The 20231-nt window shown below is 33.2% G+C and carries 13 protein-coding genes; 6 read left to right on the top strand and 7 right to left on the bottom strand.

From position 1 onward, the window contains the following. Nucleotides 1-189 precede the first annotated feature (189 nt). The 7 genes from B0A68_RS22495 to B0A68_RS22460 all read right to left on the bottom strand — a co-directional run bounded on the left by B0A68_RS22495 (nt 190) and on the right by B0A68_RS22460 (nt 10882). On the bottom strand, nt 190-1329 hold the full coding sequence (locus tag B0A68_RS22495; RefSeq protein ID WP_035681412.1) for a cytochrome-c peroxidase: 1140 nt from the start codon (nt 1327-1329) through the stop codon (nt 190-192). 2 nt (nt 1330-1331) lie between these two features. Continuing rightward, complete coding sequence (locus B0A68_RS22490; protein WP_035681413.1) at nt 1332-2927, bottom strand: DUF6850 family outer membrane beta-barrel protein; 1596 nt, start codon at nt 2925-2927, stop codon at nt 1332-1334. An 11-nt stretch (nt 2928-2938) separates the two neighbouring features. After that, nucleotides 2939-4246: a DUF4876 domain-containing protein gene (locus B0A68_RS22485; protein WP_035681415.1), complete on the bottom strand. Its 1308-nt coding sequence runs from the start codon at nt 4244-4246 to the stop codon at nt 2939-2941. A gap of 17 nt (nt 4247-4263) precedes the next feature. Then, a complete protein-coding gene (locus B0A68_RS22480; protein ID WP_035681417.1) occupies nt 4264-6936 on the bottom strand; it encodes a TonB-dependent receptor in 2673 nt (890 codons plus the stop codon). A 395-nt stretch (nt 6937-7331) separates the two neighbouring features. After that, complete coding sequence (locus B0A68_RS22470) at nt 7332-8327, bottom strand: NAD(P)H-dependent glycerol-3-phosphate dehydrogenase (protein WP_035681421.1); 996 nt, start codon at nt 8325-8327, stop codon at nt 7332-7334. Nucleotides 8328-8592: 265 nt separating this feature from the next. After that, on the bottom strand, nt 8593-9750 hold the full coding sequence (locus B0A68_RS22465) for an iron-containing alcohol dehydrogenase (RefSeq protein WP_035681423.1): 1158 nt from the start codon (nt 9748-9750) through the stop codon (nt 8593-8595). A gap of 367 nt (nt 9751-10117) precedes the next feature. Next, nucleotides 10118-10882, bottom strand: coding sequence for a type 1 glutamine amidotransferase domain-containing protein (locus tag B0A68_RS22460; protein WP_035681426.1), 765 nt, complete (start codon nt 10880-10882; stop codon nt 10118-10120). An 84-nt stretch (nt 10883-10966) separates the two neighbouring features. Here B0A68_RS22460 and B0A68_RS22455 point away from each other — a divergent pair, with 84 nt between their 5' ends. The 6 genes from B0A68_RS22455 (at nt 10967) to B0A68_RS22430 (ending at nt 20184) form a co-directional block, all read left to right on the top strand. Continuing rightward, nucleotides 10967-11872, top strand: coding sequence for a LysR family transcriptional regulator (locus B0A68_RS22455; protein ID WP_035687754.1), 906 nt, complete (start codon nt 10967-10969; stop codon nt 11870-11872). Between the two features lie 51 nt (nt 11873-11923). Continuing rightward, a complete protein-coding gene (locus tag B0A68_RS22450; protein ID WP_035681429.1) occupies nt 11924-12283 on the top strand; it encodes a PKD domain-containing protein in 360 nt (119 codons plus the stop codon). Nucleotides 12284-12405: 122 nt separating this feature from the next. Then, nucleotides 12406-12762: a PKD domain-containing protein gene (locus B0A68_RS22445; protein WP_035681431.1), complete on the top strand. Its 357-nt coding sequence runs from the start codon at nt 12406-12408 to the stop codon at nt 12760-12762. A gap of 113 nt (nt 12763-12875) precedes the next feature. Next, on the top strand, nt 12876-13568 hold the full coding sequence (locus B0A68_RS22440) for an NUDIX hydrolase (protein ID WP_035681434.1): 693 nt from the start codon (nt 12876-12878) through the stop codon (nt 13566-13568). 9 nt (nt 13569-13577) lie between these two features. Beyond that, nucleotides 13578-14780, top strand: a complete 1203-nt coding sequence (locus tag B0A68_RS22435) for a M48 family metalloprotease (RefSeq protein WP_051892445.1) — start codon at nt 13578-13580, stop codon at nt 14778-14780. A 1-nt stretch (nt 14781) separates the two neighbouring features. Then, nucleotides 14782-20184, top strand: coding sequence for an AAA domain-containing protein (locus B0A68_RS22430; protein WP_035681436.1), 5403 nt, complete (start codon nt 14782-14784; stop codon nt 20182-20184). Nucleotides 20185-20231 lie beyond the last annotated feature (47 nt).

The raw sequence follows: 20231 nt of genomic DNA, 5'->3' as shown, positions 1-20231 counted from the left end.
CAAATAGATAATAGAATAGTTAAAAAAAAAGAGTCAAGACTAACTAAATTTCGTCTTGACTCTTTTTTTTGTTTATATAGAAGTCTATTTTCTAGCTTCTAGCATCTTTCCTCTATTAATATCTTTCCTCTTGCTTCTTGCATCTATTCTCTTTACTCTATTCTCTTCCCTCTTTTTTCTACTCTAAAACTATTGCGGTAAAACAGGCGGACGCATTTTGTACGCTCCGGTTGATAAACTTGTAATGAACGACTCCAGAGCTTCTAACTCCGATTGGTTTAGTTTTAATTTTTGAATAAGCTTTGAAGTTGTTGGAAACAAAGTATCGTTCAGCTGCGTTTCTTTTCTTTTTGGCTGCGGCATTCCGGCATTGTACATATTCAATACGCCTCTTAAATTTGGAAACAAACCATTGTGCATATAAGGTGCATTTTGAGAAACTCCTCTTAGCGATTGTGTTTTAAATTCGCCAACATTTTCAGCTTTTCCAGTCACATTATATCTGCCTAAATCTTCATATTCTCTTCCGTAATACGTTAAACCGATATTGTGGAATTTATTATCTGAGAAATTAGCCGTGTTGTGGCAGTTAATGCATCGTGCTTTGGTACGAAATAAATGCAGACCTTGTACTTGTTTATTGGTTAACTGAGTAGAATCTCCTGCTATAAATTTGTCAAATCTGCTTTTCGGACTTATTAATGTTCTTTCGAATGTGGCAATGGCTTTTAAAATTTCTTCCTGATTCAGTTTTTCTTTACCAAAAGCTTTTTTAAAATAAGTTTTGTAACCCTTAATTTTATTTAAACGTTTTGTTGCTAAGTCAATATGGAAATTCATTTCTTTAGTGTCTTTTATCGGAAAACTTGCCTGATCTTCCAGAGTAGAAGCCCTTCCGTCCCAAAAGAAAACTTTAGAGTAAGCGATATTCATTAAACTTGGAGAATTTCTAATTCCCTGCAGTCTTCCTTCTCCATAAGAAACTCTTCTGCCATCGCCCCAGCTTAACTCCGGATCGTGGCAGTTGGCACAAGAAATCTGACCCGATTTTGATAATCTCGGATCAAAGAAGAGAACTTTACCTAATTCGGCTTTTTCTTCTGTATAAGGGTTGTTTTCGGGAAATTCTGGTTTGCCCAAAGTTCCAATATCTTCAAAACCCTGTGCATAGACAAGTGAGTCAACTTCTGGTTTTGGCCATTTTGTATAATCGTTACTGCTGTATAATCTTTTTAATTCACTAATAGACAGATTTGGTTCAATCTTAGAATAAGAAAGTATAATTAGTGAAAATACCATTGCTCCTGCGGCAATTAATTTAGTTTTCATTTTTAATAATTTAATTGTACACCCATTTGAACCCAATAGGTGGTATTTGTATTAATATTGACTGGATAATCAGTTTGTTTTTTTAGTGCGATTTTTTCCTTCAGATTAGTAAAGAAAACCACTGTTTTGTTGTTTTTTACAGGATAACTATATTCTAAACGTAGTGCCGGAGCAAAATAATTTGTTGTACTAACTGCATAATCATAAATAATAACTTCGTTTAAAAAAGAAGCATTTGTACCGCCAGAAGTATCATAATATTCTAATTTTGATGGAAGCGGGAAATACATATTAAAACTTACAGTGGAGTTTAATTTACTTTTTCCGAATGAAAAATCCTTACTTCCGAATATACCTGTGTTAAGCGAGTTTATTTCAATATCATTTGTCGCCATAATGTCGCTGTACTGGTTTTGCTGATAAAGAATATCCAATCCAAATAAATAATCAATTTTAGAACCTGTTTTTTGTGAAACGGAACTTAACCAACTAATCGCATTTAGGCTGTTTTTGTAATTATAACCATTGTTTTTCAGATCATAATTTCGGGCATTGCTTTTGTCAAATTTTAATGTCGATTTTATTTCTCTTTTGTTCCATTTATATAAAGCAAAAATCTCAGCATGATTTAAAGTTGTTTCTAGTGTTAATCTTTCTTTGTCTTCTGTGCCAAAAATGCTGGTATAGAAATTATTGTCTGATTTTTGATTGTAATATAAAGCGGTTAAGGTTATGTTTTTAGTACTAAAATTGTATCCAATTCCTATTTTGTTTTGTATTTCCTTATAAAGAAACTTATTGCTGCCATAATCAGATTTAAAATAGTTAAGGATTCTTCCGTAACCAGAATTGAATCGTAGATAGGTTTCAGGATTGCCTTCAACGTTAGAATGAGTGTCTTTGTATTTATAGGAAAAATCTTTATCAGATCTTGAATAATCTGCGAGAGCAAAAACGTTATGGTTTTCTTGCAGCTGATATCCCAATTGCAATTCACCTCCAAGTTTCCTTGAAATAATTTCAGGTCTTGGATCCAGATTTCGGCTGTATTTTCCGGTATTATAATTGAGCTTTGCCGCAATTGAAATCTTATTTGTAATATTTTTAGAAATACCGCCGCTCACTTTATATTCCTGATTGGTCCAGTTGGCTTTTCTCGGAACATAAAAATAATGAGGAAGAATAACTTCTTGTTCTTCAGAACGATCATCAGAAAGTACCCATCCTAAATCTTTTTCGTCTGTTTTTTTAATAGATAAATTACCAAACAAATTCCATTTTGATTTTGTTGTATAATATCCCTGAGCAGAAAACTGATAAGAATTAATTTCATTTGCAATCTGCTTTCTGGCAAATTCGTTTTTTTGATATTCGTATATTATTTCTGTAAAAGTAAAATCCTTAATATGCTGTTTGGTATAATTGACAGGATATTTAAAAATTTGATTTTTAAGCTGTGCATCAATACTATGATTGGTAATAATTATACTGTCCTGAGCTCGTGCTGAAAAAAGATTAAAAATAAATAAAACAAGTAATATCCAGTATTTCCGGATATTACTTTTGGTTTTGAAAAGTGCAGGCATTTTGATTTTCATTAATGAAAATTTTAGTTGAATCCTCTTGGATTTGCTTTTGTTTCTACAAAATCGTTAGTAGAATTATTGGTGTCTTGCAGAATAACTCTTCCTCCAATTGTTGTTTTTGTCTTTCTCATTACAGATTTTGAAGAATAAGATCCGCTTGGTAAATACGTATTTCCACCATCTATTTGTGCAGGAAGTTTTTTAGGTACAAGGCCAGATCCTAAATCTTTTGTAAGCTCAACACCGTCTGTAAGTACTGTATTCGGAATCTGTAAATACAAATTTTTATCGCCCTTAGGATTTTTATATTTTTTAAGACTGGCAAAAGCAGCGGCATTCATATTAAAAATAGCAAAAGATTGTCTGCCGCTTGGATCCAGAATCATATCATTATTTCCGTTGCCCCAATAAGCAATTTCTAAATCTGGTACTGCCGGATTCTGAACGTCAAATTGATAAAGATCCCCTGAATAAGTTCCTAAAAAAGACTCAAAATCTGAAGTGCTTAAATCTACAGTCAATTCAGGATTTAATATACTTACAGATTTTCCAGAATTGTCAATATAGTTGGATTGGTGGTTAATAGCATTTTGCGCAATTACAATGCTTTTTCCTGGCTGTACCGGATATTGTGTACCGTTTCCTGGAATTTGCAGAACATTAGAAGCATATACATAATTTTTGTTTGCAACGTCGCCGATTGTCATTTCTTCAGATTTACTCCAGTCAAATTGACCTGTAGAAAGCGTGTAAGCAAATACCGTTGTAACATTCGTACCATATAATTGTGCGATATACAATCCGTCAGCATATTGTACTTCGTTTGAGTTGTTGTAAATTTCGATAAACTGGTCTCTAAAAACAGCACCTTTTTTAGTATCAGAACCACCATAGTAAATTTGTTTAATTACAAAATCACCCACTTTCGAAGTTTTCATGATTATACTTACCGGAGCAGTTTCAGTGTTTACTGTTAAACTGGTTTCAGTACCATTAAAGTTAATTTCGGCTTCACTCGGAGTGTAGCCAAAAGTTTCTGTAAATTCGTTAGCCAGCATCACTTTGGTTGCAGAAACTGAATAAGTACCTGGTATAATCTGATTGAATTGGGCAATACCATTAGTGTCTGTTTGTACAGTATATTTATTTCCAGTTTCATTATTTACAATGACAACAGTTGAATTTTTTGTTAAAAGACTGTTGAATGTCTCATCATATTTAAGTGTAATAGTCAGATTTACAGGTTTTAAAGCTTCGTCATCGTTATTGCTGCAGGATTGAATCAGTAATCCTAACATGAAAACTATAGTAATAAGGAATGTTTTTTTCATAGTAATATATATTTAGTTTAAAATTCGTAGTTAAGACTCGCGCCAAAGGAGAGCGTGGCGATATTCGATAAAACTTTCTGACCTGTCGTATCGTAATAATAGGGTTTGAGATTTAAAAAGTTTGTGGAATAAAGAGAAACACTAAATCCATTTAAAAAATCTTTAGAAACCCTCAAATGAAAATTATGAAGCATTTTTTGAAGTTCACTTTGAGTCTGACTCGGTTCTCTGATCAGGTGCCCATATTTTTGAATATTTGTTCTGTCTTCGATCGGAATTTCATGATAAACAAGCTCAGTGTCTAAATAACCGTTTAAAAAATTACCTGACGGTGATTTAGTATTTCGTAATAAGATGTGTTCACTTCTCATGGAAACAAGTAAACCGACAGCAGGAATATGATAATTAAAATTAAAACTTGCCGTAAAATTATCCATCAGCTGTTTTTGCTTATCGTATACGCCGTATCGTTCCGGCGATATCAGACTGGACGAAACATAATATTCCTGAACATTTGAAAAATCTTTTGTGTATGTATAAGAAGCATTCATGCTAATATCCAGATTCAGGGATTTTATTTTTTTAAAATTAACAGTCGCTTCCACACCTTTATCTTCCGAGGTGCTATTGTTTGTTAATCCGGTGCTCATGTAGTAAAATTTCTCAGTTCCAATAATTTCATAGGTCGGAATCTCAGTTCCTATTGCGGTAACCTGAGCTTTTGGAATTATTTTGTAAACCGGAATCTGCTGACTGGAAAAACCATTAAATAATTTGTTATAATATCCTGTAAAATTCACTGAAGCAAAAGGCAGTTTAACATCTAAGCCAACTTCAGTTCGATAAGATTTGCTGGGTTTTAAGTTAAAATTATCTCCTGGAGTTATAATAGTTTGTATCCAGGCTTTTTGATAAATCCCGGGATAGGTATAAATTCCGCCTCCAACTAATTTATCAAAATACCTTTCGCCCGTATATAATTGGTTTAAAGACGGTGCTTTTGATGACATTCCTCCTCCAGCTCGTAATCTAAATACTTTATTAAGAGTATAAGAAGAATTTACACGCGGCTGTAAAGAAATACTTCCCAGCTGATCATCAAATCTTAAACCTAAGTCAACATTTAGAAGTTGTTCATTTTTAAATTTTTTAAATATTCTGTCTTCCAGATAAGCCGATATTTGATACTCCGTTTTGGTATTATCAAAACTGTAATCTCTGTATGCCAGCGTATTGTCTCCTTCTCTTGCCAGCGTATATAAATTGAATAATCCAGTTGCCGCATTTTTTCTTCCTTCGCCTTTATTCGAACTCGTTCTGTTCGAAATTCCAAAAACCAAACTATGAATCCAATTGTTTTTGTTGCTCAGCGTTTTTGTCGTTTCCAGTGTTACAAATGTTGAAACAGGAATACCTTCGACCGTACTGATGCTAGTATATTGCGAAGGAATAATAATAGCTTCATGTATGCCTTCTTCGCGCGTATCTGTTGCAGCCGAATTAGAGGAATTCAGCCATCTTTCTCTGCGCGTAAATTGTCGGTCATAACTTAAACTCGCATTTACATTAATTCCATCTACCCATAAATTTTTAGGTTTCCACATTAAATTATCAGAAATAGAAAATCCATGTTTTTGATTTTTCACTACCACAGCAGTAATATCGTCGGGATCGCTTTTTGCATTATCCAAATTCATTCTGAAAGAGCTGCTTACGGTGTTTTTTATAGTAGCATCGTTGTTTTTAAACTGCCAGGAAATGTTTCCGTTTACCCTTTGATAATTTAGAATATTATCTCTCGGATCGGCTTTAGAATCCAGATAGTTTATTCCGAAATTCATTGAATTGTTGGAGTTGAATTTTACTCCTTTTGTTAAATTTAGCTGAGAAGTTGCATCTCTTATCGATGCAGAAACGCGATACGGACTGTTTCCCACTTTTGTGGTTATTAAAACCAGACCCGAAGTCATATCGCCATATTTGGCAGAAGCGATTCCCTGAATGACTTTTATTTCTTCAATATTATTAGTCGATATTTCCCTTAAATCTACCCCTTTATTGGTATTGGTAAAAGTATTTGTCTTGGTGCCAAAATCATTGCCAAGCCCAGAATTTGGGTTAAAAGCCTGCATGTTTTCGTTATTGGAAATCGGAATATCATCCATCACAAAAGAAGTTCCAAAAGCCTTGTTATAGTAAGACGGAGTAGTAATAGAGGCCGTACGAAAAACAATATTTTTGTACTCGTTAAGATTAAATGTTGTAGTCGTCTGTCCCGGAAGTTGCTGCAAAACATCGTCAAGCGAAAAAGCCTGAACATTATTTATGGCATTTTTTCCCAATGTCAATTCAGAATACTGTCTTTTTTTGTCTGCCGTAACCACCACTTCTTTTAGTCGAAGCGTATTATCCTCAAGATAAACTGTAATAAAGTTCTGATCGTTTTTTAAAGTTTCATTGACATCTTTTTTTCCAAGTATAGAAAAATTTAATTCAATGTCTTGAAAATAGGTAATTGTAATAGTAAAATTACCGTCTTTATCAGAAATGGTCCAGTTTTCTGTTTTGGTATCACGAACAAAAACACCAGATAATGCTGTCGAAGTTTCTTTTGACAAAATTTTACCCGTAATTACTTTTTGAGAAAAAATAACTTGAGTGAATAGTAAGAGAATAACAATAAAACGCATCTGTTTTTAATTAGAACAAATAAAAATAAGAATGCAAATCTATCGATATTTCTTTGTGAAGCAATAAAAAATAAGTGAATTATAAAAATGAAAATGCTCAATTTGTGAGAAAATCACATTGATTATCTTTTTAAATTATGAGATTAAGTTATTGATAAACAAATCAATACTGTTTTTTAAAGTTTGTAAGAGTAAAGGATTAACTTTTTTTTGGCAAGATGTAGGTTTGATGTATTGCGAAAGAAGTTATTTCTTATTAATTGAAGTATTCTTTTTTAATCAAATTCAAGTTTTTAAGATTTATAGAAATAAAAAAGAGCCAGAAAATAATTTTTTCTGGCTCTTTAATTTAATATATTCTCTTTATTCTGGTCTCTATTTTCTAAAAGAAAAAGTTAATCCAGAGATTCAGTCAATTTCTTAAAAACAGATTTAGCATCTTTTCCTTCGTATAAAATAGCGTAAACGGCATCAATAATCGGCGTTTTAGCTCCGTAACCCTGATTTAATTTATAAGCACTTTTTGTGGCATAATAACCTTCGGCAACCATACTCATTTCCATCATGGCACTTTTTACAGTGTATCCTTTTCCAATCATGTTTCCGAACATTCTGTTTCTGGAGAAAACAGAATATCCTGTAACCAACAAATCGCCTAGATAAGCAGAATCATTAATGTTACGTTTCATTTTATGTACTTTTCTAATGAATTTTTTCATTTCACGAATTCCGTTACTCATCATAACCGACTGAAAATTATCACCATAACCTAATCCATGCGCAATTCCGGCAGCAATAGCATAAATGTTTTTAAGCATTGCTGCATATTCAGTACCAATAATATCGTCTGAGATTTTAGCTTTTATATAATTTCCAGAAAGAGATTTGGCTACGATGCTCGCTTTGTCTGGATCGCCGCACGCAATTGTTAAGTAAGAAAGCCGCTCTAAAGCTACTTCTTCGGCGTGGCACGGACCTGTAATTACACCAATATTGTAATATGGAATGTCGTATTGTATATGAAAATGTTCTCCAACAATTAAACTCGTTTCCGGAACAATTCCTTTAATAGCAGAAAAAATAATTTTATCGGCCAGTGAAACAGTAAGATTTTTTAGTTCAGCATCTAAGAAAGCAGACGGAATCGCAAAAATTACATAATCTGCATATTCTATTGCTTCATTGATATTGTTGGTCAATTTAAGTTTATTGGTATCAAATTCTACCGAACTTAAATAGTTTGGATTGTGTTTATATTTTTGAATGTGCTCGATAGCAGCGTCATTACGCATGTACCACGCAATTTCGGGAAGATTAACGCATAACATTTTTGCAATTGCCGTTGCCCAGCTCCCTCCTCCAATTACTGCAAATTTTAAATTTTCGCTCATTATTTTAATAATTTAAAACAAAAGTACTTAATTATGTAGTAATAACACAAAATCTCATTTAAGATTTTTTCTCAAAGCCTTTGATTTTAATGGTTTATAAATAAGAAATTTTTTTGCACAACATATACAATAATATTTAATGAAAAACGTTTTAACTGTTTGGAAATTAAAAAAATAGAGTTAGTTAGTTTTGTTTTAAATATTGAAAAAGGCGTTCCTAAAATATTTTAAGAACGCCTTTTGTATTTAATTCGCTGAGCAAATTTTAATAACTCATTTCTACAATAGATTTTACTTTTTCTAAAGTCACCAATTGATTTTCTCCTAAACCTTTCCAGCCTCTTTCTTCAAAACGATTTACAATAAAATCTGCAGTTTTATCATAATCGTTTGTGTATTGAGAAAGCTTAGTGTCCATTCCCATTTTGTGGAAAAACTCAACGGTTTTATTGATCGCTTCTTTTGCAACTTCATCTTCAGAACCTGTTAGGTTAAAGATTCGTCTTCCGTATTGTGCCAATTTACCTTTTTTGGTTTCAAACATTACATGGTACAAACTTGGCCCGATAATCGCCAAAGTTCTTGCATGATCAATTTCGTACAAAGCAGTTAATTCGTGTCCGATCATGTGTGTTGCCCAATCAGCCGGAACCCCTTTTTGAATCAATCCGTTTAAAGCCATTGTACAGCTCCACATAAAGTTTGAAGCAAGAGTATAATCGGTAGGATTTTCTACAACACCAGGGCCAACTTCAATTAAAGTCTGTAAAATTCCCTCTGCAATTCGGTCTTGCAAAAAGCCTTCATGAGGATACGTTAAATATTGTTCCATTACGTGTGTGTAAGCATCTACAACACCATTTTGAATTTGTCTTTTTGGCAAAGAAGCAATAACTGCCGGATCACAAATCGAAAATTTCGGAAAAAGAGCGCTTCCGCCAGAAGATAATTTTTCCTGAGTGGCTTCAATCGTTACCACATATCCAGAATTCATTTCGCTTCCAGTTGCAGGAAGAGTCAAAATAGTTCCAAACGGCATTGCGTTTTCTGTAATCAAAATGCGTTTTTGCAAAATATCGATAGCATTTCCTTCAAAATGAACTGCAGCCGAAATAAATTTTACTCCATCAATTACAGAACCGCCACCAACAGCAAGAATAAAATCGATTTTTTCCGCTTTTATTACTTCAACCGCTTTCATCAAAGTTTCGAATCTCGGATTTGGTTCAATTCCACCAAATTCTACAATATCAAAACCTTTCAGATTTTCGATTACCTGATCGTAAATTCCGTTTTTAAAAATACTTCCGCCGCCATAAGCCAAAAGAATTTTAGCGTCTTTTGGAACCAGAGTTGAAAGTTTTTTTATTTGTCCTTTTCCGAAGATTAAATTCGTCGGATTATATAATTCAAAGTTTAGCATAGTTTTTTTATTTTTAAAGGTACTGAGATGCTAAGTTGCTGAGGTTCTGAGTTTTTTTTATTTTTCTTTTTCTCTTTGAACTTATCTGATAAACTTAGCATCGTTATTTATTTATTAGTGACCTGTTGGTTGTAATTATTTCAACATATAGAAACATAGATGTTGTAAACTTATAAAAGGCGTTTACTTGTTTTAACACATCCCGACGCTTCGGGACTATGTGTGAAAATTAAGATTTTTTAAAATTATCTTTTCTAAATATTTAAAAATCTATCACGAAGCTTCGGGACTATGTGTTAAACAAGGATTGAGTTTTTAAGCCCCTAAGAGAAACCTTAGAATCATAGAACCTCAGAACCTTAGTCCCTTATTTACTCAATTGTTGCAATAATTTCCCGGCTACCAATTTAGACGAAGCCGGATTTTGACCTGTTATTAAAAGTCCGTCTTCTACAGCATACGGTCCCCAATTTGGTCCTTTAGAGAAATTTGCTCCATTTTGAGTCATTGCATCTTCCAATAAAAATGGAACTACTTTGGTTAATCCAACTGCTTCTTCCTCTTCATTTGTAAATCCTGTTACTTTTTTTCCTTTTACTAAAAATTCACCTTTTACTTTTACATTTTTCAAAACTGCAGGAGCATGACAAACAAAAGCAACTGGTTTTTTGTGTGTATAGAAAGATTCTATTAAAGCGATTGAATTTTTATCTTCAACTAAATCCCAAAGCGGTCCGTGTCCGCCAGGATAAAATACAGCATCGTAATCTGCCTGATTTATTGTAGAAAGCTTTTGTGTATGTTTTAATTTTTCCTGTAATACTTTATCTGCATCAAATCTTTTAGTGTCTTCAGTTGCAGAAGCTGGATCTGCACTTTTAGGATCAATTGGCGGTTGTCCTCCAAGCGGCGTCGCAATTGTAATTTCTACTCCTTTATCTAATAATTCGTAATAGGGTGCTGCCAATTCTTCTGACCAAAATCCGGTTTTTTCTCCTGTGCTGCCCAGTTTATCATTACTGGTTACAACAAATAATACTTTTTTCATACCTTTTTTATTTGATTTTTGAGCCGTGGCAGAAATGCCCGCAGCTGTGAACGCTATAATTGTAAGTAATGTTATTTTTTTCATATGATTAAATTTACGCAAATTTACGGCTTAAGTGATATCAGTAAAAATAAAATAAACTATGTTTGTTATAAATATATTTATGTCATGGTAAATCTGGAATGGTACAGAACATTTAAGGCGGTGTATAAAAACGGAAATTTTTCGATTGCCGCAAAAGAGTTATTTATGAGCCAGCCTGCTGTAAGTCAGCAGATTTCTATGCTGGAAGCTCATGTAGGTAATAAATTATTTAACCGAAAATCAAAAGGAGTCGAACCAACGGAGTACGCCAAGCTTCTAAATAATTTAATTATTGATGCTCTGGATCGTCTGGAGAATGTTGAAAATACTTTTAGAACAAAAGCTCAGGATTCTGTAAGATTAATATCGGTAGGTATATCCAAAGATTTATTTAATAGTGTCGGCAGTACGCTGATTTCAAAATTTGATTTTATAGATTTTACCTTTGCAGAAGACGATGCTCTTTTTGCATTGGTCGATGCAAAAAAACTAGATTTTGCAATCTTAAGAAAACAGTTCGAAACCTTTGATACCATTTACGAAATTGTCGGAAAAATTAAATTGGTCATGGTGGCGCCAATGAATTTGGATGCATCAGAATTTCGTCAAAAGTTAAAAGCAGACAATTACACAGAAACAGAACAATGGCTTAACGATCAAAAATGGTATTGCCACGATGCCAGAATCGGACATATAAAATTGTTTTGGCTTCATGCTTTTAATAAAAAAAGACCTTCTATGGTTCCTAATTATATCATTCCGTCAGAATCTGAAATGCTCGAAATGTTGTCCAGAAACTCCGGCGTTGCTATAACCTGGAATTGTAATGCCAGAAGATATATTAAAGAAAACAAGCTGCAGTTGTTGTGGAATAGTTTTCATGTGCCAGAAGAATTTGTTTATTTGTTAACCGCTAAAAACAATAATTTGAACTCTTTTTTTGAAAGTATTTCTAAAGAATTAAAATTGTTTTTTGGAAATAGAATATAATTACTACCCCGAATTAATTTCTATAACTTGCCAAATCGCTTAACCTACAATATGAAAACTGCAGCTAAGATTTTATTACTATTCATAGTATTTTTTGTTACTAATTCCTGTACCGAAGAACAAATAGATTCTATAACAAATTGTTGGGGACAATCATCTAAGGTTGAAATACAATATGCTTTAGATCCGCTTAATGCTAAGAAAATTACTTATTCGGTTAAATATGAAGGAAGTGGAAGTTTAAGTTATATAATATGGACATTTGGTGATGGAAAAACAGCTGGAGAAAGTTTAAAAGTAACCCATACTTATGAAGCAGCAGGAACTTATGAAGTTCAAGCCGATGTAACAATTGTAAAAGATGGAGAGAATTGTACCGTAACCGAAAAGAAAACGGTAAAGATAAACTAATATATTGGTTGTCAAGGTTTATAAAAAAACAAGCTTTTGAATTATATGAAAATTCTTCTTTTTTTGTTTGACTTTATCTTTTAAAAGGATAATTTTGATAGACAAACACTAAAAGTCTAATTATGAAAAAGATAGTATCAGTTTTAATACTCGCAATCGTATTATTTACAGCTAATTCTTGCAGTAAACATGATGAGGAAGAAATAGTTGATTGTTTTGGAGATTCATTATTTATCCAGTTAAAGCATTCTGTTGATGCGGCAGATTCTAAGAAAATTAATTATTCTATAGAGTATAACGGGAGCAGAACATTAAGTGATGTAAAATGGACATTTGGTGACGGAACAACAGGAACCGGCACATCTGTATCGCATACTTATGCAGCGGCAGGTACTTTTGAGGTCAAAGCAGATGTTACAACAAAAGAAGGAAATGCAACTTGTACAAGCAGTCCTAAAAAGAGCATAACAGTGAATTAGCAAGCTCCTGAAAAAGAAAAAATAATGATGAGAGTCAATTTTATAATTATGCCTTGGTATAATTATAAAGTTGACTCTCATTCGTTATATTTGTTCGATATGATTTTTTAGTTATGGAAAATTTGCAAAATATTAGAGTAGCTGTAGATGCCATCGTTTTTGGGTATCAAAACAGTCAGTTATATGTTCTTTTGATCCAGCAGAAATTTGGTTCAAGCGAATCATATTGGGCGTTTCCCGGCGGATTAGTTAAGAACGATGAATCGTTGCAGGATGCTGTAAAAAGAGAACTTAAGGAAGAAACTAACGTAGCAGTAAATTATTTTGAACAGCTTTTTACGTTTGGTGATGATGTTTATAGAGATCCGAGAAATCGGGTTATTTCTGTGGCTTATTTTGCCTTGGTAGATCCTTCAAAATTACAAATCAAAGCCGATTCTGATGCCGAGAAAGTACAATGGTTTAAAATTGATGATGTTCCGGCAATGGCATTTGATCATAATATAATTCTAAAAAAGGCAATAGAACGTCTGCAGGCAAAACTTACCTACGAACCTATTGGTTTTGATCTTCTGCCCAAAGAATTTCTGTTTTCTGAACTCGAAAATTTATACTGCACTATTTTAGAAAAGGAAATTGAACGCAGAAATTTCCGCAAAAAAATTCTCAGTTTCGGAATTGTAGAAGAAACAGAAAATTATTCGCCAATAAAAACGGGACGCCCTGCCAAATTATTTTGCTTTAATAAGCAGAAATATAATGACTTAAGAAAGGGAGGTTTTCATTTTGAAATAAAATTCGCTTAAACTAATACTATGATTAAACCATTTCCATTCCATTCTGATTTAAGAGATTATTTTAAAAAGCAAGACAAAACCTGGTCTTGGTTTTCTCAAGAAAAAGTAAAAGCAGAACAACAAGAGGCATACAAAACCGATTTATTAAAAAATTCATATCGCATAGAGCCGGAAACGGAACCAAAAGTTTATGAAATTTTAAACACCGCAAAAGACAGATTAGGAATTATTATCCCGATTACTATCTATCAATCGCAGACCATAGACGGCAATAACGCCGGAGTTGTCTTTTTTGAAAATGAAGCGCATATTATTCTTTCGGGCAGTATTTTAAAATTGTTAAACGATGATGAACTGCTGGTTTTATTCGGTCACGAATTGTCGCATATTTTACTTTTTAATTTAGAAAATGGTGATTTCGAAATAACAAACAGAATTATCAATACCATTTCGAGTGATCCTGACAGTGAATTGTTTTATTACGAAACCGCAAGATTATACCAGCTTTATACCGAATTGTTCTGCGACTTGGGCGCACTAAAAGTGAGCGGAAGCTTGCAAACTACGATCGAAACTTTAGTTAAATTAAATACCGGCTTAGAAAAAGTCTCGGCCGAAAGTTATTTAAAACAAGCCAACGAAATCCTCGAAAGAATCCAAAAAGGTTCTGATGGCGAAACACATCCAGAGAATTTTATTCGTGCCAAATCTTTAGAAATTTTTCAAAACGACAACGCAAATTTTTATTCCAGAACAGAAAAAATTATTTGTGGCGAAATCGATCTGCATCAGCTCAATTTATTTACCAAAAAATTAGTTTTTGATAGTACTAAAGAATTAATCTCACTTATTCTGAAACCAAAATGGACACAATCTGAATATTGTACGGCACTTTTTAAGCAATATTTTTCTAATTCAGACCGAAAAAGTGATGTTGTTATTGATAAAGCTTTTAAACTGAAAATAGAAAACAGCAAGAAAAACCTAAAAGAGTATTATGCCTATGTAATGCTCGATTTTGCCTTATGCGATGCTGATTTGAAAGAAGCATTTATCGGACATATTTTGGATATTTCTGAACAATTAGGACTCGAAGATCATATGAAAACGATTCTGAAAAAGGAATTAAATCTTACCGAAAAGACGTATAAATCATTTACTCAGACTTGTACGGCTGTTTTAAACACTATTTTACAATCTGATCTGGAAAATACTTATTAAGATGACGGCACCAATAAAAGAATCAGCATTCTATCAATTTATTACCGAAAATTTTCAAAAAGGAACCTTTACAAGCGATGATATTATTGCGATAATGATGCCCTTGCTAAAGACCGTTACAGCTATTCATAACCAAGGAAAAGTGGCGTCTTTGGATGCGATTTCTACGATTTATATAGAGAACGGACATTTTAATATTATCGATAATACATTCGAAATAAAAAATAATCTCAAACCTGTTGCTGCATTATTTAAAAGTAAAAGCAAGGCGTTTGAAATTTCCGGGCTGCATTATACTAAAACAGAAATTGGCGAAGAAGTAACTCGTGAATACGGCAATAAAAGTGTTTCTGAAAATGAAGAAGAAACCAATAAAAAAGCGGTTTATATAAAAGATTACAGTTGTTTTGAATTTGAATTTGATCATCATGATCCCGTGACCGATATTTTTGTTTTAGGAATGATTTTGGCGAGTATTACCCTGAAGTTTGATTTTACAGAACTCGAAGATCTGAAAGAGTTTGTAGAATATCGCAGCAAAATGTATTCTCTAAACAACAGAATAAATCCTGCAATTGCGAATATTATTCTTGGAATGACGGAGTTAAACCGAGAAAAGCGCTGGAAGGATTTGAATGAAATAATCGAAAAACTCAAAAATTACAGAGATTACGATCCTGAAAACGAATACGATTTATCTCATCTTATAGATGCAAAAGTTCAGAATAAAAATCAGTTTATTCACGAGAAACTTCGAAACCGATTGTTTGATAACAGCAAACGCAACAGACTTTTATATTTTCAGCCCAATTTAAAGTTTTTAAATCTTACCGTATCTTCTGTTCCTCAGGCTTTAGATTATAAAAATATTGATCCAGGTTCTATTTTTTACTGGAATGAAGAAATTTCAAAAAAAATAAGTAAAAACAGTACCATTTCGCTCAACAAATATCTAGAAATTGACGACAATCCGTATATCGTTCCCACGCTCGATAAAATTCGTTTAGAAGCCAATAAAGATATTAATGAGTATGGTTTCAGTCAGTTAAAATTAGTGATCTGCAACCTCAATTGGTTTAATACCAAAGAAAACAGTTCAGAAAAAATAGTTTCGCCGTTGCTTTTGGCATCGGTAGCGCTCACGAAGAAAAAAGGATTAAAAGATCAATACTCGTTAGAATTTCTGGATTCTGAGGTAGAGATAAATCCCGTGCTGGCCAATATGCTCAAAGAGTTATACGACATTCGACTGCCGGAAAGAATACAGCTTTCTGAAACTAAAATCGAATCTGTTTTTGAATTACTTCGCGTTCAGGTCGAAAAAAATAACTCAGGAATAGCGCTGGATTATATTGATAAGCCGAAAATAAAACTGATTTATTCGCAGGCAAAACAAATCCTCACACAGTTTAATAAACGTTCTAAAAAGAAACTCGCAATTCAGGATCAGCGTAACTTAAATTATTCGTATACGCCCGAAAATTTTCAGCCTTATGGTTTAGAATTGTTTAGAAATTACGTTTTCACTCAGGCTTCTTCTTTAGAATATTTAATAAACAGCGATATAAAACAAAACACGCAGTTTTTTAATCCAAACAAAACCGTCGAAAGAGAATTTTATCAGCTTGACGAAGGTGAGTCGAATCCTTTTCGCTGGGAATTTGACACTTGTAATTTGATTCTGGGTAATTTTAATTATAAAAAAATGTCGCTCGTCCGTGATTATAATCAGGTAATCGAAAACAATGTTGAGAGTAATGTTTTTAAAAATTTATTCAATTCATTAGCCCAAAAAGATTTTAAAAACGAATCACAATCCGGAAACAGTTTTACTAAAACCTTTAATGTTGTGGCAAGTGATCCGACGCAGAATAATGCTGTAAAATATTCTGAATCGGGCGAAAGTTATATTATTCAGGGACCGCCGGGAACAGGAAAATCGCAGACTATTGCCAACCTGATTGCCAATTATGTGGCCAGCGGAAAAAAAGTTTTGTTTGTATGCGAGAAACGTGCGGCGCTTGACGTGGTTTTTTATCGATTAAAAAATCAGGGACTGGATGATTTATGTTGTTTGATTCATGATTCGCAAGCCGATAAAAAGGAGTTTATTCTTGATCTGAAAAAGACGTTTAATGATTTTTCTGCCTCTAAAAATAAATTTCAGTCTATTGCAGAAAATCGCGCACAACTGGTTCAGAAAATTGATAGCGAAATTGCAAAAGTTGGTGCTTTTCATGATTTTATGAATGCTGAAATCGATGCAGAAAATCACATTACGATCCAATCTCTTTTTGATGTTTTGATTTCCAGTTCACACAAAGCTTTATTGGATAACCTTAATATTCTCGATGACAAAGCCGGTTTGCAGGACTGGATTAAAAATCAGGAAGCAATAGAAAAATTGTACGCCATAAATCAGGAAACCAATCAGTCTGAGTTTTTTTCTGTGCATCCTTTCCGTTTTTTAAAGTTAGATACTTTTAACAAGTATCGAAGCGTAACAGACTTTAAAAACGAATTGGAAAACGCGCTAGAAATGCTGGAAAATATTTCAGAAAGATTAGACTTTATTACGGTTCCAAACCAAATTAATTCCTTTTTTGATATTCAGAAATTCCTGAGAAAAGCCATTGCTGCTTTTCCTTATTTCGAGAAAAATGTTTCAGAATTACTGCAGCCCGATAGTTCTCTTTTTAATGCTTTGGAAAAAGAAACTAAAACCCTCTTAAAAGTCAAAAATGATATTAAAAAACTAGCAGATCAATATCCGTATTGGAATAAAAAAATATCAGAAACAGAGGCTGAAGCTGCATTGGAGATCATCAGCAAAAGCGAAAACAGCTTTTTTAAATTTTTTAATTCAGAATACAAAAAAACTAAGAATGAGATTTTAGGAGTTTATGATATTGAAAAACATACTGTAAAACCCAATTTATCGACTGTGCTGAGAAATTACCGCGCACAGTATAAGATGGAAGAAGAATTGGATAATCTCAAAAATAATTTCGAAAATAAATACCGTTTGGGTGATTTGTTTGCGTTAAAAAACAATACCGAAACGCTTAAAAATGAACTGGATGAAACTATTTTAAATTTTACTGCAAACCTAAGTGAATCAGAAAGAAAAGAAGTCATCACGATAAGAGATTTGTTTTTGAAAGTCAGCTTTTTACTCTCCGGAAATATTGAAGGTTATGAAAATTTAAGTCTTTCAGAAATCGAAAATGCACTTATAGAAATCTCGGGCAAAAAGCTATTTTTTGATTTATATGCTTCATCATTTGAGGAAATTCAAAATATAAATCCTTCGGTTTTACAATTATTAAAATCTAAAAAAGTGCCTTTGGAACACTTGAAGATTACTTTGGCCGAAAAATCACTAGAAAAGTATTATGCGGTAAATTATCTGCATAAAAAATTCAATATGGATATGCTGCATTCGTCTATTCAAAAAGTAAAAAAGATGTATGCCGATTTATTAGAATTAAACGGTAAATATATTGTTTCAAAGCAAGTCCGTAATCTAAAAGAATTGATTTTAATGTCTGAAATGTCTGTTTCGGGAATGACAGCGGAACAAAAAGAAGAGAAAAAATCAATAACAGAAGGAAGAAAAATTCTGGAAAATGAATTCAGTAAAAGCATTAGATTTAAGTCCATTCGTGATCTGGCGTCTTCAGAATCCGGACAGATTATCCGCGAGATAAAACCCGTTTGGTTAATGAGTCCGCTGAGTGTTTCGGATACGCTGCCGGTAAACGAGGATTATTTTGACGTTGTAATTTTTGATGAAGCGAGTCAGATTACTTTAGAAGAAGGACTTGTGCCAATTTACAGGGCAAAGCAAACTATAATTGTGGGTGACGAAATGCAAATGCCGCCAAGTAATTTCTTTGGAAGCGCAGCCGGAAATCAGGACGATTTATGGCTCGATGCCACAGAAGAAGACAACGATTATTTCTCGTTAGACGCAGATAGTTTCCTGACACAAGGCGCGCGTAAATTCCCGTCTATTATGCTCGGATGGCATTATAGAAGTAAACACGAAGCTTTGATCGGTTTCTCTAATGCTTCATTTTATGACAGTAAATTACTCACGATTCCAGATCTTAAAGACCATAGTAAGATTTCTGAACCTATTATTGTGGAAGATGTAACGACTGCCAAAACCAATTTAGAACAGCTTTTTTCTAAACCAATATCCTATCATTATATTAAAAATGGTGTTTATAATAACCGTTCTAATATTTTGGAGGCGCAGTATATCGCCAATATGGTTCGCGAACTTTTAGTGCAGAATAAAGAGCAGAGTATTGGTATTGTGGCGTTCTCAATGGAACAGCAAAACGAAATTGAAACTGCTATAGAAGCGCTTTGTATAGAAGATAAAGTTTTTGAAAACTTACTCGAAGAAGAATATAAGCGAATTGAGAACAATCAGTTTGTGGGACTTTTTGTCAAAAATCTTGAAAATGTGCAGGGTGATGAGCGCGATATTATTATTATGAGTACTTGTTTTGGTTATAATCCGAACGGAAAAATGCTCATGAATTTTGGGCCGATCAACAAACGCGGCGGTGAAAAACGACTGAATGTTATTTTTTCAAGAGCAAAGAAAAGTATGTGCATTGTAAGTTCGATCAAATATTTTGACATTAAAAATGAATATAATGAAGGTGCAAATTACTTTAGAAAATACCTTCAGTATGCAGAGCTTATCAGTTTAGGACAATTGGAAGCAGCAAATAACGTACTGAATTCTATAAACAGTAAAAACAATACCGGAACATCGAGTCTGATTGTAAATCAAATTCAGGATGAAATTTCAAAAATGGGTTATTTTTCGGCTAAAAACATTGGTCAGAGTAAATTCAAATGCCACTTGGGAGTTAAGAAAACCGCCGAAGACGAAGAATTTATTTTAGGAATTATGATTGATGATGAGGTGCATTATGCCAACGATGATATTCTGGAACAATATCTTTTAAGACCCGAAATCCTGAAAAGTAACGGCTGGAAAGTCTGCCAGATTTACTCAAAAGACTGGATTGAAAACAAACCGCGTGTTTTGAAAATGATCGGCGCAGCACTGCAAAATGAATTTTTCTTTGATGAAGTTGAAATCGAAAGTGTCAATTTGGAGATTGAAACGCATAATGAAGAAAACCAAAATGAAGCTTCTAACCCAAATACAGTTTTCGAAAGATATCTTAATACATCTGGAGGAAGCAATAAATTCTGGGAAATAAGCCAGGAAGAAAAAAATATCATTGTTCAATACGGCCGAGTGGGAACCAAAGGACAAAGAATGGTAAAAACCTTTGACAGTGAGGATATTGCCACAAAAGAGAAACGAAAACTAATCGCTCAAAAGCTTTCAAAAGAATATTTTAAAGAGTAAGAAATTTATTTTGTGTAAAAATTACGCAAAATAAATTGTTTGTTTAA

It is taken from the genome of Flavobacterium reichenbachii (genome assembly GCF_002217435.1).
GTDB classification, from domain to species: domain Bacteria; phylum Bacteroidota; class Bacteroidia; order Flavobacteriales; family Flavobacteriaceae; genus Flavobacterium; species Flavobacterium reichenbachii.
Note: the sequence above shows the minus strand (reverse complement) of the source record. Positions and strands in the feature narration are given on the sequence as shown.

Coding starts and splice junctions, on each gene's coding strand:
- B0A68_RS22445 (WP_035681431.1), top strand. CDS start 12,406: ATGAAAAAGATAGTATCAGTTTTAATACTCGCAATCGTATTATTTACA.
- B0A68_RS22470 (WP_035681421.1), bottom strand. CDS start 8,327: ATGAGCGAAAATTTAAAATTTGCAGTAATTGGAGGAGGGAGCTGGGCA.
- B0A68_RS22495 (WP_035681412.1), bottom strand. CDS start 1,329: ATGAAAACTAAATTAATTGCCGCAGGAGCAATGGTATTTTCACTAATT.
- B0A68_RS22485 (WP_035681415.1), bottom strand. CDS start 4,246: ATGAAAAAAACATTCCTTATTACTATAGTTTTCATGTTAGGATTACTG.
- B0A68_RS22440 (WP_035681434.1), top strand. CDS start 12,876: ATGGAAAATTTGCAAAATATTAGAGTAGCTGTAGATGCCATCGTTTTT.
- B0A68_RS22455 (WP_035687754.1), top strand. CDS start 10,967: ATGGTAAATCTGGAATGGTACAGAACATTTAAGGCGGTGTATAAAAAC.
- B0A68_RS22490 (WP_035681413.1), bottom strand. CDS start 2,927: ATGAAAATCAAAATGCCTGCACTTTTCAAAACCAAAAGTAATATCCGG.
- B0A68_RS22430 (WP_035681436.1), top strand. CDS start 14,782: ATGACGGCACCAATAAAAGAATCAGCATTCTATCAATTTATTACCGAA.
- B0A68_RS22435 (WP_051892445.1), top strand. CDS start 13,578: ATGATTAAACCATTTCCATTCCATTCTGATTTAAGAGATTATTTTAAA.
- B0A68_RS22480 (WP_035681417.1), bottom strand. CDS start 6,936: ATGCGTTTTATTGTTATTCTCTTACTATTCACTCAAGTTATTTTTTCT.
- B0A68_RS22450 (WP_035681429.1), top strand. CDS start 11,924: ATGAAAACTGCAGCTAAGATTTTATTACTATTCATAGTATTTTTTGTT.
- B0A68_RS22465 (WP_035681423.1), bottom strand. CDS start 9,750: ATGCTAAACTTTGAATTATATAATCCGACGAATTTAATCTTCGGAAAA.
- B0A68_RS22460 (WP_035681426.1), bottom strand. CDS start 10,882: ATGAAAAAAATAACATTACTTACAATTATAGCGTTCACAGCTGCGGGC.